The sequence below is a fragment of the Aequorivita marisscotiae genome, assembly GCF_029814825.1.
GTDB classification, from domain to species: domain Bacteria; phylum Bacteroidota; class Bacteroidia; order Flavobacteriales; family Flavobacteriaceae; genus Aequorivita; species Aequorivita marisscotiae.
Map to the genome: position 1 here is coordinate 1,573,568 of NZ_CP122379.1, position 14,436 is coordinate 1,588,003.

General features: G+C 36.7%; 14 protein-coding genes. 1 reads left to right on the top strand and 13 read right to left on the bottom strand.

From position 1 onward, the window contains the following. Window positions 1-28 precede the first annotated feature (28 nt). A complete protein-coding gene (locus QCQ61_RS07155; RefSeq protein ID WP_279450090.1) occupies window positions 29-1,450 on the top strand; it encodes a SusD/RagB family nutrient-binding outer membrane lipoprotein in 1,422 nt (473 codons plus the stop codon). Window positions 1,451-1,675: 225 nt separating this feature from the next. Here the strand turns inward: QCQ61_RS07155 and QCQ61_RS07160 are convergent, their stop codons facing one another. From QCQ61_RS07160 to QCQ61_RS07220, 13 genes are all read right to left on the bottom strand, one after another. Next, window positions 1,676-2,650: a YpdA family putative bacillithiol disulfide reductase gene (locus QCQ61_RS07160; protein ID WP_279450091.1), complete on the bottom strand. Its 975-nt coding sequence runs from the start codon at window positions 2,648-2,650 to the stop codon at window positions 1,676-1,678. A 63-nt stretch (window positions 2,651-2,713) separates the two neighbouring features. Continuing rightward, window positions 2,714-4,990, bottom strand: a complete 2,277-nt coding sequence (locus QCQ61_RS07165; protein ID WP_279450092.1) for a T9SS type A sorting domain-containing protein — start codon at window positions 4,988-4,990, stop codon at window positions 2,714-2,716. Window positions 4,991-5,110: 120 nt separating this feature from the next. After that, entirely contained in the window at window positions 5,111-5,770 is a 660-nt protein-coding gene (gene rpe / locus QCQ61_RS07170; protein WP_279450093.1) for a ribulose-phosphate 3-epimerase, read from the bottom strand. Window positions 5,771-5,776: 6 nt separating this feature from the next. Beyond that, window positions 5,777-6,175: a BLUF domain-containing protein gene (locus QCQ61_RS07175; protein WP_279450094.1), complete on the bottom strand. Its 399-nt coding sequence runs from the start codon at window positions 6,173-6,175 to the stop codon at window positions 5,777-5,779. Window positions 6,176-6,346: 171 nt separating this feature from the next. Continuing rightward, window positions 6,347-7,210, bottom strand: coding sequence for a sigma-70 family RNA polymerase sigma factor (locus QCQ61_RS07180; protein ID WP_279450095.1), 864 nt, complete (start codon window positions 7,208-7,210; stop codon window positions 6,347-6,349). A 131-nt stretch (window positions 7,211-7,341) separates the two neighbouring features. Beyond that, window positions 7,342-7,950 carry a hypothetical protein gene (locus tag QCQ61_RS07185; RefSeq protein ID WP_279450096.1) on the bottom strand — a complete coding sequence of 203 codons (609 nt, stop codon included), beginning with the start codon at window positions 7,948-7,950 and terminating at the stop codon, window positions 7,342-7,344. A 3-nt stretch (window positions 7,951-7,953) separates the two neighbouring features. Further along, entirely contained in the window at window positions 7,954-8,499 is a 546-nt protein-coding gene (locus QCQ61_RS07190) for an RNA polymerase sigma factor (RefSeq protein WP_279450097.1), read from the bottom strand. A 15-nt stretch (window positions 8,500-8,514) separates the two neighbouring features. Further along, a complete protein-coding gene (locus QCQ61_RS07195) occupies window positions 8,515-9,156 on the bottom strand; it encodes an Lcl C-terminal domain-containing protein (RefSeq protein ID WP_279450098.1) in 642 nt (213 codons plus the stop codon). Between the two features lie 12 nt (window positions 9,157-9,168). Further along, the gene (locus QCQ61_RS07200; RefSeq protein ID WP_279450099.1) at window positions 9,169-10,200 is read right to left on the bottom strand and encodes a hypothetical protein; all 1,032 of its coding nucleotides are present in this window, start codon (window positions 10,198-10,200) and stop codon (window positions 9,169-9,171) included. A gap of 142 nt (window positions 10,201-10,342) precedes the next feature. Continuing rightward, window positions 10,343-11,542, bottom strand: a complete 1,200-nt coding sequence (locus QCQ61_RS07205; protein WP_279450100.1) for a glutamate-5-semialdehyde dehydrogenase — start codon at window positions 11,540-11,542, stop codon at window positions 10,343-10,345. 28 nt (window positions 11,543-11,570) lie between these two features. Next, entirely contained in the window at window positions 11,571-12,341 is a 771-nt protein-coding gene (proB, locus tag QCQ61_RS07210; RefSeq protein WP_279450101.1) for a glutamate 5-kinase, read from the bottom strand. Between the two features lie 19 nt (window positions 12,342-12,360). Continuing rightward, the gene (gene proC / locus QCQ61_RS07215) at window positions 12,361-13,161 is read right to left on the bottom strand and encodes a pyrroline-5-carboxylate reductase (protein ID WP_279450102.1); all 801 of its coding nucleotides are present in this window, start codon (window positions 13,159-13,161) and stop codon (window positions 12,361-12,363) included. 491 nt (window positions 13,162-13,652) lie between these two features. Next, window positions 13,653-14,429: a CPBP family intramembrane glutamic endopeptidase gene (locus tag QCQ61_RS07220; protein ID WP_279450103.1), complete on the bottom strand. Its 777-nt coding sequence runs from the start codon at window positions 14,427-14,429 to the stop codon at window positions 13,653-13,655. Window positions 14,430-14,436 lie beyond the last annotated feature (7 nt).

The following is a 14,436-nucleotide window of genomic DNA, read 5'->3' on the forward strand; positions in this document are numbered from 1 at the left end:
AATATTTTTAATCCTAACTGCGGCAGTTATGGCCGTGTCGTGTTCAGACAATCTTGAGGACCTGAACCAGAATATAAAAGATCCTACTGCGGTGAGTGGCGAAAGTTTGTTCGCTTCTGCTCAAAAGCAGTTGGCCGATCAAGTCGTTACTCCGAACGTTAACCTTAATAACTTAAGGTTATGGACGCAGCAATTACAGGAAACTACGTATACAGACGAAAGTCAGTACGATCAAATTACGCGTGCAATTCCTGATAACCACTGGAGAGAAATCTACAGAGATGTACTAAAAGATCTTGATGAAGCTGCTCGAGTAATTTCCGAGACAGATAACGATCTTACTAATGCACTAAAACCTAATAAGCTTGCAATTATTGAAGTGCTTACGGTTTATGCTTATAGTAACTTAGTTGAAACTTACGGAGATGTTCCTTACAGCGAAGCTTTAGATATTGACAATTTGTTGCCAGCGTATGATGACGGACTTACTATTTATAAAGACTTAATTGCGCGTCTTAACTCTGCCATCGGTGGAATGAATACGGGTGTTGGAAGCTTTAGTAGTACAGAAGATATGATGTATAGTGGCGATGTTTCACATTGGAAAAAATTTGCTAATTCTTTAAAACTAAGAATGGGAATAATGCTTTCTGATGTAGATGCTGGACTTTCTAAATCTACTGTTGAATCTGCAGTTACAAGTGGTGTATTTACAAGCAATGCAGATAACGGAAGTTATATGTATTCAGCTGCTGCACCTAACAACAACCCTATGAACGATAACCTTGTTCTTAGTGGACGTAATGATTATGTTGCTGCTGTAACAATAATTGATATAATGAACGACCTAGAAGACCCGAGAAGACCCGTTTACTTTACTGATGTAGATGGCGAATATATTGGAGGTGAAATAGGTGAAATATCTGCATATCCAGATTACTCTCACGTTGCTGATCGTTTGGTAGATCCAACTGAGCCTGGTGTGTTACTTTCGTATGTTGAAGTTAGATTTTTAATGGCTGAGGCTGCTGCAAGAGGATACTCTGTTGGTGGCGATGCTGCAACTCACTATGCTGCTGGTATTACCGCATCATTTGATTACTGGGGTGCAGAAGATGTTGCTGCTTACTTAGCTAAACCAGAAGTGGATTACGCTAGTGCATTAGCTACAAGTACTTCTTCGCCAGCTTGGAAACAAGTAATTGGTACACAAGCATATTTGGGTCTTTACAATAGAACCTTTGCAAGCTACCTTTCTATTCGTCGTTTGGATTACCCAATTTTAGCAGAGCCAACAGGCGCTGAATCTGGTTTCCCAACACGTTACTTGTATCCGGTAGGAGAGCAAACATTAAACGAAGATAACTATAACGCTGCTTCAACTGCCATTGGTGGTGATGCTCCAGAAACTAGATTATTCTGGGATAAGTTTTATACTTTCGACTTTTAAGAAATAGCTAACAAAGCAATTTCAATTATAGAAAAATCCTCGGCCATATGCCGGGGATTTTTTTATTGGGCCATAAAAAATTAATTGGTTGTTACTACTCTATATTACTTATCTGAAGCTTGTGTTATCGTAGCACCAAGGCAATTTGCGCAGAACTACTATCTCTTAATTTGAAATAATTTTGTTGGTTGGGACCCGTATTTTAACTGATAGGAAGATATAAGTTTAAGAAACTTTATTTTTCACAATGTGTTGAATAATCATCGGGGCGTGTATTCTAGAATTTTCAATAAACCATTTGTGCGTTTCCATACCCCCACAAATAACACCTGCTAAATACAGCCCTTTTACGTTACTTTCCATAGTTTCGGTATTGTAGGTAGGAAATTTGTTTGCGTCTTCGCTAAGGGTAATGCCGAGAGTTTTTAGAAAGTCGAAATTGGGTTTATAACCAGTAAGTGCCACAACAAAATTGTTTTCGAGCGTTACTAACCCTTTTGGAGTTTTAATTTTTACGGAATCTTGAGTTATTTCAGTAATTTCAGAATTAAAGTACGCCATAATGCTGCCTTCTTCAATTCTATTTTCAATATCGGGCTTTACCCAGTATTTAACGCGATCACCTATTTTAGAACCTCTAACCACCATGGTTACGTCGCCCCCTTTACGCCATATTTCCAAAGCCGCATCAACCGAAGAGTTGCTCGCACCAACAACAATTATCTTTTGCATTACAAACGGATGCGCTTCTTTGTAATAATGGGTTACTTTTGGTAAGTTTTCGCCAGGTACGTTGAGCATTTTTGGAATGTCGTAAAATCCAGTACTTACAATTATGTTTTTTGCACTGTAAGTTTTTTTATTTGAAGTAATTTCAAAACTGCTTTCAACCTTTTCAACCGAAATAATTTCTTCGTATAAATTAATATTTAATTCATTTGAAGTTGCAACACGCCGATAATATTCTAAAGCCTCGTTTCGGGTTGGCTTGGGGTTATTACTTATAAAAGGGATACCATCAATTTCCAGTTTTTCTGAAGTGGAAAAAAACGTCATATTAAGCGGATAGTTGTACAATGAATTGGTGAGCGTTCCCTTTTCAACCACTACATAATTTAAGTTGCTTTTTTTGCATTCTAGCGCGCACGCAATACCAATAGGGCCCGCGCCAATAATTAGAACGTCTTTTGTAGAATTCAAACTTTTGCTTTTAAGGCAAATTTAAATAAAAAAGAATCGGTTATGCCAATTGAAGTTTGCAGTTTAGTTTTTTACCAACTTTATGGTTTTGCTTTTTGTGTCTGATGATAATTTGCAAAAATACAAGCCACTGCTTTGATGGGATAAATCTATTGTTATGGAATTCTTGCCTATTTGCGTGCTTTCGTGGGGAATGGTTGTAACCTTTCTCCCCAAGATATCGTATATGTTAATTGTGATAGGGCCTAAATCTTCGGAAATATATTCAATTGTAGTAGTTGTGGAAAAGGGATTTGGATGGTTATATGCCGTTAATGAATAATCTTGATTATTGTCTGAAACGCTAAGTATTCGTTCCAGCGTGTGATCTATGCATTCAAAACCGTCAATGCCGTTGGGATTATAAATACTGAAACCTTCGCTTTGGGTCAATGCCCAAATATTACCGAAACTATCTACCGCTATATCTTCAACTTGTTTATGTGCCAAAGGTGAGCTTCCGTCTAAAAAAGTTGTAAAAGTATTGCCTGTGCCATTAAAATAAGATATGCCGCCGTAATAAGGCCAAATGTATGTATTGTGGGCGCTTAGGTAGATAGTATCGTTCGCATCAATGTCTATAGCGGTAACATGATTTGCGGCTATGTTGCTGTTTGTTTCGTTCCAATTAGTCCAAGTACTACCGTCGTATCTCCATAATCCCTCCTCCGTGGCAAGCCACATAGTATTATTGCTGTCAAATTTTATGTCGAATACATTTGTGATGTTTTGGGCGGTGAGGTCCATGGTGGTCCAGATGCCATTTTCATAGATATCAATTCCTTCATAATTGCCAATGTACATTGCATTTCCATGGGCAGAAAGACATCTGGGCGGACCCGTTAGGCCGTTATTATAGCCCCATTGAGTCCAGGTATTGTTGCTTTTGTCGTACATAGCCGTATTGTATTGGCTGCCTCTTATAAATACTTTTCCATCGTTAGTGGCTTCTATCTCTTCCGGAAATTGCAGACCGGGATAACTATTGGTATTGTCCCAAATAACCCAAGAAGCATAATCTTGGTAGTTTCCATCTGGTATTTGAATGGCATAACCTGAAGTACCATCAAAAGTAAACCAAATATCGCCGTCTGCATCTTCTGAAATTGAACTGCCAATAGTAGTTTGATAAAGCGGTTGGGGGTTGGGGTAGAGGCCTTCGTTGTTGGGGCCATAAACTTCCCAATTTGGGCAGTCAAAAACTTGAATGCCACCGCTACCATTGGCGAACCACTTGCGTCCTTGGCTGTCTATAAAAATATCGTTGTTGAAATTATCCGGAAGCCCTGTGTTGTATTGGGTATATTTTGTATAATCAGTTCCGTCAAATTTTGCTACTTTGCCTGAACCCGAAACCCAATAATTATTTTCAGTATCTATATAACAATCGTACATAGAAAAGCTTGTATATTCTGAAAACCATTCTGTGCCGTCAAAATAAACAATTGTAGTATTGCTGCCCGCTAAGAGAACTTTGTCTTCCCGAATATCCATGGAATATCCATAAAAGTTTGAGATTGGCCAGTCGTTTTGGTTTACTTGAGTCCAGGTTGTGCCATCAAAAATATCGATTGCGTTTCCTACCAACGACCAGATTCTGTCTTGGTTATCTATAGAAATTTCTAAGATATTATCTTCAGAAAGGCCACTGTTTGTAGTTGTATAATGTGTCCAATCTGTACCATCGTATTGTACTAACCCGATATCTGTAGCTATCCATTTAGTATTATTGGCATCTATCTGAATATCCTTTATTTCATTTACATTGGGAAAGTTAGAATTAGCACTTGTGAAAAATTGCCAAGTAGTGCCATCAAAATGTGCTATTCCCGCCTGCGATGGATTGTTATCTGAAATAACTGCCCAAATGCCATCATTATTGTCTATTGCTAATGATGGGGTTACATTGGCTAAAATAGGTGTGTTAGAGGTGTCGTAGAGTTGCCAAACAAGACCATCTTCCGAAGTAACAATACCAAGTTCTGTTGCAACCCAAATTATTCCGGTACTGTCAAAATCCACATCAAAGATAAATCCGTTGGGAAGATAATTTTCATTATAGGTCGCCCAATTGGTATAGATTGTGTCGCTAGTTTTAATACGTACCAAACTGCCTTCATTGGCAGAAGAAGAATAACCTCCTGTCCAAATATTGTTGAAAGCATCTCCGGCAATTGTTGTGTGCTCGAGGCTACCAATACCAGTATTATCGCGCCTTATATACGTCCAGTTTGGATCCTGTGCATAGAATTGTGAACTTATTAAAAACAGAACTAGACTCGAAAGTAAGGTTATCTTCATGATTTCGCATTTTAGATATAACAAATGGAATTGGGAATACCCTACCCCAATATGTATAAATTTATCAAAAAAAATGCAAAACCTCTTATGTTTTAAGGTTTGTATTGTGCAAAATAAAATTTAACTCGTAAGTTTCACTAAATCTGAAATAGTCTGGGTTGGATTGCTCGCACTAAATACATAACTGCCCGCCACCAAAACATCGGCTCCAGCATCTACGAGCTGTTTGGCGTTTTTATTTGTTACGCCGCCATCTATTTCAATTTTGGTTGAAGCGCCATTTGCCTCAATAATTTTTCGGAGCTGCTTTACCTTTTTATAGGTATTCTCAATAAAACTTTGTCCACCAAAACCTGGGTTTACACTCATCATGCAGACCAAATCAATATCATTGATGGTGTCTTCTAAAAGTGAAACGTTGGTGTGGGGATTAATGGCAACTCCAGCTTGCATTCCTTCCGCCTTTATGCCTTGAAGAGTGCGGTGAAGGTGTGTGCAAGCTTCAAAATGAACGGAAAGCACATTTGCTCCCAAATCTGCAAACGTTTTTATGTATCTGTCTGGATCTATTATCATTAAATGTACATCCAGCGGTTTTTTGGCGTGCTGGGCAATACTTTTTATTACAGGCATTCCGAAGGAAATGTTGGGTACAAAAACACCGTCCATTACATCGAGGTGAAACCAATCCGCCTCACTGTTGTTAATCATTTCTATATCGCGTTGTAGATTTGCAAAATCTGCGGCCAGAATAGATGGGGCTATTATTGTATTTTTCATTAGCACTTAAAGTAAAAAAGGTTCAATAAGGGTTTTAATATTTTTTGAATATTTGTCTTTAAAGTTTTCGTTAGAGAGATAGGTATTTAACCGTTCAATATCTTCCTTAGACTTTAAAACACTAAAGGTTGCTTCGTAATGATTAAAAATGCGATTTTCAATTTTTTGGTTCAAGATTAATAATATGTTTTGGTGCCTTTTATCTTTTCGAATATCTGCAAATAAATTCTGTATGGTGGTTTTGTCGCCTTCTAATACTTGAAGAAAAAAATTATTGTTATGCAGCAGTACACCAGAAATATTTAATGTGGGATTGGTCTTTACAACGAACTGAAACAATTGTTTGAGCATTCTAGTGGTCAATGATTCTTCCTGCTTACTTATATAACAAATGGTGTGGTCCATACGGGTGCAAAGATAGAAAAAAACCTCCGGTAATCAGCCGGAGGTCATTCATCAATCAAAAAACGAACAGTTTCGTTCCTGTTTTAGCAGGAAACTCATACTGTAAGTTATCTTTATGGGAATATATTTTAAATAGGCTCCGCTCAACATGTTAGCTGAGCGTAGTTGAAACTATCCCAAATAGGTCATCAATATTTTACTTCGCGAAGTATGCTTTAATCTGCGGATTGCCTTCTCCTTAATCTGTCTAACGCGTTCTCGGGTAAGATCAAAGGTTTCGCCTATTTCTTCTAAAGTCATTGGGTGCTGATCGCCAAGCCCGAAGTATAAACGAATTACATCGGCTTCCCGTGGTGTTAGGGTTTCCAAAGCACGTTCAATTTCTGTACGTAGCGATTCGTGTAATAGCGTACGATCTGGGTTTGGACTTTCACCACTTCGCAATACATCGTACAAATTACTGTCCTCTCCTTCTACAAGTGGTGCATCCATGGATACGTGACGGCCCGAGTTTTTCATGGATTCCTTTACGTCATTGATAGTCATATCCAACTCCTTCGCAATTTCTTCGGCAGAAGGTGGGCGCTCATTAGCTTGTTCAAGATAAGCGTACATTTTATTTATCTTGTTGATGCTTCCAATTTTGTTCAATGGTAAACGCACAATACGCGATTGTTCGGCCAAAGCTTGCAAAATAGATTGACGAATCCACCAAACAGCGTACGAAATAAATTTAAAACCACGTGTTTCATCAAAACGTTGTGCGGCTTTAATTAGGCCCAGATTGCCCTCGTTTATAAGGTCCGGCAGTGTTAGTCCTTGATTTTGGTATTGCTTTGCCACCGATACAACGAAGCGTAAATTAGCTTTGGTTAATTTTTCCAAAGCTCTGTGGTCACCAGCTTTAATACGCTGTGCCAATTCAACTTCTTCGTCTGCGGTGATTAAGTCAACTTTACCAATTTCTTGAAGATACTTGTCTAAAGAAGCAGTTTCCCTGTTGGTAACCTGCTTTGTAATTTTAAGTTGTCTCATTTAAGGTTTGTCCTGTAGATTAAGGTTTAAACTTGTGTGTTAGGTTATACGTAACAAGTTAGAAAAAGGTTACAAAAATTTTACAATTAATTTAATACAGAACCTTTCTAAACTACAGTTTGCCTTCTTTTTTAGTTTAAAGTGTCTTTCTTATTGAGGTTTGTAGAATCAATTTCTTTTTTAAACCGTGTTGCCAAACTATCTATTTCGTTTTTATTTTCGGTTACTATTTGCTTTCCATCGCTACTGTTGTAGTAGTAATATTTTTTTGAAACCTGAAAAGTTTCATCAATAGTATTCTTTTTTGAAGCTGGAATTGGTGAATTTTCTGAAATTTTCCTTGAAATTTCTACTTGCTCAATTGAATCTTTTTCAACAGTATTTACCTCAAGCATCTTTTTGGTCTTTGTTAATTCAAGTCCTGTAGAATCTACATTTATCTTTGAAGAAGACTCTTCGTTTTTAAAGTCTTGATTATTGTTTATTTCAGTTTTTACGCTTTGTGTGCTCGGATTAATTGGCGGCATCGGGGTAGTAAATGAATTTCCAAATAGTATCCAGAAACCTATTAAACTAAAAATTCCGAGGCTCATAGTCCAATAGAAGAGTAGTTTTTTCTTTTTGCGTTCTTCTTTTTCTAACGAAGTATCTATTTTTTTCCACAGATTGCTGTTTGGCGATTGCTCTCCTTCCTTCAGCTTGTTTTCAAAAAGCGTTCCTATGTCGTTCTTTTTTGTCATTTTTTAGTGGGCTTTTGGATTAAGAGATTGATTAATTGCAATTAGTTTTTCGCGTAAAATTAGCTTTGCACGATGGTAATTAGATTTTGATGTGCCTTCTGAAATATTTAATAATGAAGCAATTTCTTTATGTAAAAATCCATCCATTTGGTACAAATTAAATACAAGCCGGTATTGATCGGGTAGATTTTGAACAAGTTGAAGAATTTCGTTTAAGGAAATATTTAACCCTTCTTCGGTTTCAACTGTATCTTCGAGTAAATCGTCGTTTATTTCGATATTAACTGGCTTATTGACTTTGTACTTATCAATTGCTTTATAAATGGTTATCCGTTTCATCCAACCTTCAAAGGAGCCTTTGCCTTTATACGTTTTTATCTTTTTAAAAATGGTAATAAAAGCATCGTGCAGATTATCTTCGGCATCTACTTCGTTTCTGCAATATTTCAGCGAAATAAAGAAAAGAGTATCCTTATACTTCCGGAATAGTTCATTTTGAGCCGTCCGGTCGTTTTTACTACACAGTTTTATTAATTCTTCTATTTTCAAATAGTTCTTTGTATTTTAAAATGATCTTATTGGCCTCACTTTGGCATCACTACCTTTACTTGTGAATAGATTTCGATTATCTGGAAATACCGGGGTGTTCGAAAAATCGTATACTTGATAGTTTAAATATAAAAATCCGCCATCTCCATCATTGGTACCCCAACCTTCAGAAGAACTTGCATAGACATAAAAGCCGTCTTCATCTGGTATATTATTTAAATCTGGAAAGCCGCCAATTAAATCTCTGTGTTCATAGATTAAAGCTAATTCATCGATGGAAGGTAAATACCAATCATCGTAATCATTTCCACTTAAATCATAGGCTAGTCTTGCGGCAATGTCTAGCTCATCGCAGTACTCCAATATAGCAAGTGTATTTTGCAAACCAAACCCTATGCCGTCATTTTGAGCAATTGGAACGGTTGGAGGTACGGGGTCGGGTTGATGAAAACAACCCCACGGCGCATCTGCTAGGTCGTTGGGATACGCTATAAGTCCGTGTTCGGAGGTATCGTCTAGGTAAAAGATTATTCCACCTTGATATTCCTGCCCTATCTCAAAGATTAAAGTTTCTTCTGGAGTGTCGTCATTACTACTGCAAGAAAGAATAAAAAAAGATGCTAAAAACATTAAGGTATTAAAGTAGTATGTTTTCATAATTTGTAAGTTTTAACAGTTAATCACTTTTAAAATTATTGGTAAAAATGCAACCATCTCTCCTGTATTTACATCGTCAAATCTAATATAAATAACTTGTGGGTTGATGGAATTTATATAAAGTAAATTTTGAATAGGGTTGGTGCTGGTCATCATATTTTCATAGGTTTCAAAATAGTGTATTTTTACTGTTGAAGGATCTTCAATTTGCGTTAAAGGAAAGAAACAGTCAAAATAGCTTTCTAAATCAAAAACAGCTGTTTGGGAATCTGGTCGTATTTCGCATTCCTCAAAAAGAAATTGCTTGCAAGGTTCAGCGCATTCTTTGGTGAGTAAAAAACGGTCAATACCGTTTGTAATTTCCATTTGCGTTTCGTCAAAACGCACCACTTTCCAATCAAAATTCCAGTGGTCGCTTACGGTCTGATGGCCAATTAAAAAAATGTTTAAATGTAATTCGTCTTCAATAAAATAGGTAACCCAAGTTCCTCCGTATGCATTGTCTTTATAATTTAAACCCACATTGCCAGTGGCGCACACTTGAAAATACGCTCCGTCATAATGACTATTGGGTCCCTCAAGGTGAGTAATGTGCCAAATGCAAGTGGTTTCTGTAAGAATGTTGTTGCAAGTGGTAACGGTATCTGCCTCTATACATCGATCTATTGCTTCTTTTAACTCTTCGTTGTTATTGATTACATACGATTCGCCGCTCTCTAAAACACTTGTAATTGGATAACTGAGACTTATTGATTGGCTTTCTTCCAGCGTGGTTAAAAACTCGCTAAATTCAAGATCGCTTTTTATAACTTGGTAACCAATTATATCCATTTCTTCATTATAAATTACTAGAGTGAAGGCGTAGTTAAAATCTATACAGGTTATTTCGTTTTTAAAATCGTTACCAGCGGCTTTTTCAATTAAATTATAAAGTTCAGAATCTACTTGAATTACCTTCGACGGATCTGCTTTTCCGAGTGATTCTGTTTCACAGCCACTAAAACAGATAATTGCGAGAATAAGCAGAAGCCAAAAATTTTTCATTGTGAAGATTATTTTAGTTGTTTCCCTATAGTCTGTGAATTTTAAAAAGGTTGCGTGTACTATTATTTAAATATTGAAATAAAAAAACGCCTTCTTCCAAAAATTTGAAGAAGGCGTTTTTTATTTTGAAATTACTACAACATTAAACGCGAACGTGCCCATCGCCATATACGTAATATTTATTGGTAACCAATTGCTTTAGGCCCAACGGCCCGCGATGGTGCAATTTATCTGTACTAATGGCCAGTTCTGCGCCAACGCCCATTTGGCCGCCGTCTGTAAAGCGGGTAGAGGCATTGTGGTAAACAGCAGCACTATCTATATTTTCCATAAATTGTGCAGCTTTTTCTGGGCTTTCGGTGAGAATTACGGTGGAGTGTCCGCCACTGTACTTATTTATTTTTGAAATAGCTTCATCCATATTGCCTGCCGCGCCAATTGCAATCTTCATGGCTAAAAACTCTTCAAACCAAGTGTCTTCATTTTGTATTAATTCCGAAGAAGTAAGTGTTTCTTTAACTTTAGAATCTACAAGAATATCAACCTTTAAGCTTTCGAGCACTTGTTTTAATTCCTTAAGCTTGGACTCGTAATTTGTAATGTTTTTATCAACTAAAACTTTATCTAAAGCGTTACAGCCCGAAATTTTATCGGTCTTCGCATTAATAATTACTTCGAGTGTTTTTTTCCAATCGGCATCTTCGGCTACATATAAAAAGTTGTTTCCGCGACCGCTTATTAATACGGCACAGCTGGCATTTTCCTTTACAAATTGAATTAATCTTTCACCACCACGCGGAACAATTAAATCGATTGATTCATCAGGATTTTTTAAAAATGCCTGTGTTTCATCGCGATTTAGTTCCAGCATTCTGATCCAATCTGTTTTAAGATTGTTTTCCTGCAAAGCTTGGTGCCAGAATTTTACTAAAATTTTATTGCTGTAATAGGCTTCTTTTCCACCTTTAAGTAGAATTTTATTGTTTGCCTTGAATGCGAGTACGGCAGCTTCAATAGTTACATCGGGTCTGGATTCGTAGATTATCATTATCGTACCAAATGGTGCGGTTTTATTAACAATGTTAAGACCGTTGTCCAAGGTGGTATTTGAGATTTCCTGATTTACCGGATCATCTTGTTGGCGGACTTCGGAGATAGCCTGAATCATTCCGTCTATTTTGGAATCATTAACTACTAATCTATCGTATAATGCTTGATCGTCTTTTTTAAAATTTTTTAAATCTTTTTTATTAGCTTCTAAAAGGGCAGCGCGATTTTGCCCTATTATATTTATCATAGAATCTAATACGTTGTTTTTTAAATTTTTGTTTATCAATTTCATAATATCTCTCTTCAATTTAAATTATTATTTATGCGTAGAATTTTGTTCCAATTTTTTTTCCGTCCAAAATATCTACAATTACATTTTTCTGTTTTCCGTTGGCGATATACGTTGGAATATTTTTCTTAGCCGTTTGTTTGGCAATTTTTAATTTAGATTTCATGCCGCCGCGTCCTTCACCTTCACCCTTATTTGAAGCTTGAACAAAATGTTCTACAGCTTCTTCGTGATGAACATTGCTGAGTCTTTTTGAATCTTCGTCATCGGGATGCCCGGTATAAAGCCCATCGGTATCGGTTAAAATTACCAAGGCATCGGCATCAATAAGTTCTGCCACCAAGCTTGCCAATTCGTCATTATCGCTAAACATAGACATTGTTAAGGACACGGCATCGTCTTCATTTGCAATTGGCACTATACCTTCGGCAAGTAAACCTTCGTAACAATTAATCATATTTTCACGATGTTTTCCAGGGGTAAAATCGCGTTTTGTTGCCAGAATTTGTGCACAACGCATGCCGTGATTGTGGAAGAGGCTATAGTAGTGCCGCATCATTCGGGGCTGTCCTACGGACGAATAGATCTGCCTTCTGGTTGCATCGTCTTTTGCCAAGCACTCTCCAAGTACTTCCATTCCTGCAATAGCAGAGCCGGAGGATACTAAAACCGGGGCATAGCCATCTTCGTACAAGGCTGCAATTTGTCTTACCAATTCGTCTAAAATTGGACCGACAATGCGATTGTCTTTATTAGTCATAACGTTGGTTCCTACTTTTATAACCACTCGTTTTTCATTCATAATTCTTTATTTTCTATTTTTATTTTCCTAATTCTGTTGCTCTGTTAAAAGCTGCGTAGGCGGCTTCTTTTATTAATTCGTTTACATTATTATCTTCCATAGAATCTAGTGCAGCTCGCGTTGTACCGCCTTTAGATGCTACCATTTCCATCCAACGGTTTGGCGAAATATTAGCTTCGGTAAATAGTTTTACAGCCCCCTCAAAAGTTTGAGTAACCAATATTTTTGAATCGTTTTGAGAGAAGCCCATTTTTAGAGCGGCTTCCATCATAGATTGCATAAAGTAGAACACATAGGCTGGGCCACTTCCAGAAATACCTGTAGAGGCATTTATAAAATTTTCGTTTTCTACGTGAATGGCTTCACCCGTTGTATCTAATAGATTGCGCACCATTAATAGCTCTACGCGGGTAACGTCTTTAGATTCGGTAAAAGAGGTTACTCCCAAACCAACTTTTGCGGGTAAATTGGGCATAGCGCGAATTACCTTTTTGGCATTTAAGCTATTTTGAATTGTTTCTATAGTAACGCCTGCCATTAATGAAATAAACACTTGGTCTGGATTGACCATCTGCTTCATTTTTACAAATAACTCGTCACTGTGGTATGGTTTTACCACTATAAAAACAATATCGGCCTGAGGGAGACAATCCTCTAAATTATCAAACACATCGAAGTGTGAAATTTTTTCTAAACTTGAAATTTTTTCTGCTGAAACATCGTAAATCATTAAATTTCTACGATTTAATAGTGGCGATTTTGCCATTCCTTCGGCATACGTCAATCCCATATTTCCTGCGCCAATAACTAGTACTTTCATAATTTGTTTTATTGTTAAGTGTTATTAGGTGCAAGTACTATGCAATGGAGCCAGAAATATGAATTAATTCTGAAATGTGAAGCAAACCCCTTTGTTAACGTACTAATGATAGTGGCTAAGGGCTATTTTGAAGTATGGAATTTTAAAATATACAAAGGTGACAGTTTTGCGTATTTTGAAAGAATTCGGTAAATATGGCATAGAATCCTAAATGCGCCTAGAAGTTTAAAGGTGTACAAATCCATCAAAATTGTACAGTTCCAAATTAAGTCCTCGCGGTGAATTGATTCGATTTAAAAAAAAAGTCAGCCGTCAATTCTTCCACTTGAATTTTTCCGAATGGACGACTTTTTTAAGTTAGATTATTTGTTTGGAAATATTGTTTGAGCAATTACATGTAGCGGTTTTGTGTATGATTTCGTTGCGTGTTGAAGCAATTGATTTTATGCTCTGTTGTGTTTGGTGCTTTTTCCGTTATTGTTAGACTGTATTTATTTTTGAATTAAAAGCGCTTTCTTGTTTACAGTCAAGTCAATTCCATTTCTTTTTTTGTAAAGTACAGTTAGGATAATAACCAGTCCAATAGTCACGAATCTGAATACATTTGCGTAAAACCCTCCGAGTGCATTGTCGCTCACAGAGAATAATTCCCACGCCAAATTCATTAGCATATGCAGAAAAACGGGAACCCAGATGTTAAAATTCCATTCTGCATACACCCAAGCAAATAAGATGCCTCCCAAAAATGTAATCAGAAATATACCCAATAACTCGTTAAATTCAGTACTTTGGTATAGATGCAAAAGGCCAAAGTATAGAGCTCCGAAGAATATGGAAAGTATAAATCCTAGTTTCGTTTTTCTAAAAGGTAATCCGAATAAGAATCCTCTGTAGTACAGTTCTTCGAAAAAGCCAGCAGCAACAACTCCAATTAAAATTGTATTTATCTTGATATTTGCATTGAATTCAAATAATATACTAAATCCAATATACATTGGCAAGGTGCAGACCAGGGCAAAAAGAAACCCTTTGATTATTGACTTGTCGAGTCCTAAATTTTGAAAAAAGTCCGTTTTTTTTCCAATAAGTAGAGTTCCTATAAATAAAGGAACACCAGTAATTAAGTATGAAATAATATGACTTGTTCCTAGTTGATTGGTGAGGTCAAAAAACCATCTTCTAATGTCTTTGAATAAAATATCATCAAAAATAAAATACAGTCCGAATGATATTAGGATAGTTATTAGGACTTTGGTTGACTTATTCATTTTAAGT